Source organism: Kitasatospora sp. NPDC127067, from assembly GCF_042724755.1.
GTDB lineage: Bacteria > Actinomycetota > Actinomycetes > Streptomycetales > Streptomycetaceae > Kitasatospora > Kitasatospora lactacystinica.
This window is the reverse complement of record NZ_JBHXEM010000286.1, coordinates 1-2,299: the sequence shown is the minus strand read 5'-3', so window position 1 is coordinate 2,299 and position 2,299 is coordinate 1. Positions and strand designations below refer to the sequence as shown.

Sequence of the window (2,299 nt, the reverse complement as noted above, 5' to 3'; positions counted from 1 at the left end):
GCCCCCGGGAGGTTCGTCCTCCCGGGGGCGCCGTCGTGTTCCGCCGTTTACTGGGGCAGCCGGTAGACGCCCTGCTCGACCGGCTCGACCAGGCCGTCCGCCACCAGGCCGTCGAGCGCCCGGGCCCGCTGCACCGCGTCCGGCCAGACCACGTCCAGCCGGGCCTGCGGCACCGTCCCGTGCGCCTCGCGCAGCACCGCGAGCAGCTTGCCGCGCACCTGGCGGTCCGTCCCCTCGTAGGACTGACCGCGCCGGGCCGGGCCCTCGTACGGCGGGCGGCCGGCCCGCTGCCAGGCGCAGGCGGTGAACAGCGGGCAGTCCCCGCACTCCGGGCCGCGCGCGGTGCAGACCAGCGCGCCCAGCTCCATCACGCCGACCGCCCAGGTGGCCGCCGTCTCCGCGTCGTCCGGCAGCAGCGCGGTGGCGGTGCGGCGCTCGGCCGCGGTGGTCGCCTGGGGCGGGTACTCGACCCCGGTCACCGCGCGGGCGAAGACCCGGCGGACGTTGGTGTCCAGCACCACGTGCCGCTGGCGGAAGGCGAAGGAGGCGACGGCGGCGGCGGTGTACTCCCCCACCCCGGGCAGCGAGAGCAGCGTGGCGTGGTCGTCCGGGACCTCGCCGCCGTGCTCCTCGGTGATCGCCACCGCGGCCGCGTGCAGGCGCAGCGCCCGGCGCGGGTAGCCCAGCCGGCCCCACATCCGGACCGCCTCGCCGGACGGCTCGGCGGCGAGGGCGGCCGGGGTCGGCCAGCGGGTGAGCCAGGCCTCCCAGGCGGGCAGCACGCGCTTGACCGGGGTCTGCTGGAGCATGAACTCGCTCACCATGACCGCCCAGGGCGTCGCGTCGGGGGTCCGCCAGGGCAGGTCCCGCTTGCTCGCCTCGTACCAGTCCAGGACGGTCGAGTGGAACAGCGGCAGGGGCATCGGCAGCCGGGCGGCGTCGGCGGCGGAGACAGGGACGGCGGGGGTGGTGATGGCAGTCATGGCCCTTCGATCCTCCCATGCCCGCCGACCGGGCCGAAGTGGATCAGGCCACTCCGGATCCTCCCGGGGAAGCTCCGGAAATCGTCCGATTGGAGCTCGCTCGAACGGATCAAATGGCGGATCATGTGAAGGAAGGGGCGACTGTGCGGTGTTGGTGAGTCAATCGCCACACACAGTCTCGTAGAGTTTGATCGTGCCTTCTCTGCGTCAACCCGTCGGACCACTGCCGGCCTCGATCTACTGGCGTCGGCGCATCGTCGTGCTCGTCGCCGCCGCGGCGGTCGTCGCCCTGATCGCCTGGCTGATGATCGACCCGGGCGGGGGCGGTGACGGCGGCTCACCGGGCAACGCCGCACAGGCCGTTCCGTCCCAGTCCCAGAACCAGACCCCGGCCCAGGCCATCACGCCCGGCGCCTCCCCGAGCGGCCCCGCGGCACGCCCCGGCGGCGGCACCGGCGGCCCGGTGGCGGGCGGCGGCGGCACCGAGGTCAACCTCAGCGGCGGCACCGGCACCGGCGGCGCCAACCCGGCCCCCGGAGGCGGCGCAGCGCCGGCGACCGGCGGCGGTACGGGCGGCTCCGGCGGTACGGGCGGCGGCGGCACGGGCGGTGCTCCGGCCGTGAACACCCCCGAGATCATGGCGCTGCCGGTCTGCGCCTCCTCGCAGGTGGCACTGGAGCTGGCCGGCACCCAGAACTCGTACCAGCCCAAGGACAAGCCCCGGCTGGCCCTGACGGTCAAGAACTCCTCCGGCACCAACTGCCGGGTGGACCTGGGCCGCACCGCCTCCGTGATCACGGTGAGCGGAAGCACCAACGACCGGGTCTGGTCCTCCGGCGACTGCCCGGCCGACAAGGGCAACATCTGGGTGCAGCTCGGCGCGAACGGCAGCCAGACCGAGACCTTCACCTGGGACCGCAGCCGCAGCAAGCCGCAGTGCGCGACCGCCGACCAGACGCCGCCGCCGAGCGGCACCTACGTGGTGCTCGCGGAGCTCACCGGGCTCTCCGGGGACAAGGTCTCGGCGCGGGCCTCGATCCGACTGGACAGCTGAGAACCGGTCAACTTTTCCTGGAGCCCCCGGCCGCCGCGCGGCCGGGGGCTCCGTCGCGTCCGGGGGCGGGTTCGGTGCGGTGCTCCGCGGTGCTCCGCGCTTCGGCGCGGCTCGGCTCCCGTTCGGTGCGGCTCCGGTTCGTGCGGACGTGGGGGGGGCGCCCGGGGGGGGGGTGTCGCCCGGGCGGGGCCCGCGGGGGGGGGGGGCCGAGCGGCGGGCGGGGGGGGGGAGAGGGGTGTGCCCGGTGGAGGGAATTGGGAGT

2 protein-coding genes are annotated in these 2,299 nt (G+C 75.5%); one reads left to right on the top strand and one right to left on the bottom strand.

The genetic code is table 11. From position 1 onward, the window contains the following. Window positions 1-47: 47 nt before the first annotated feature. Window positions 48-983 (bottom strand): A/G-specific adenine glycosylase, encoded by a 936-nt coding sequence (locus tag ACFWJ4_RS41435; protein WP_380554610.1) that lies wholly within the window; start codon window positions 981-983, stop codon window positions 48-50. A gap of 193 nt (window positions 984-1,176) precedes the next feature. Here ACFWJ4_RS41435 and ACFWJ4_RS41430 point away from each other — a divergent pair, with 193 nt between their 5' ends. Continuing rightward, window positions 1,177-2,037, top strand: coding sequence for a hypothetical protein (locus ACFWJ4_RS41430; protein ID WP_359910447.1), 861 nt, complete (start codon window positions 1,177-1,179; stop codon window positions 2,035-2,037). The last annotated feature ends 262 nt before the right edge of the window (window positions 2,038-2,299 follow it).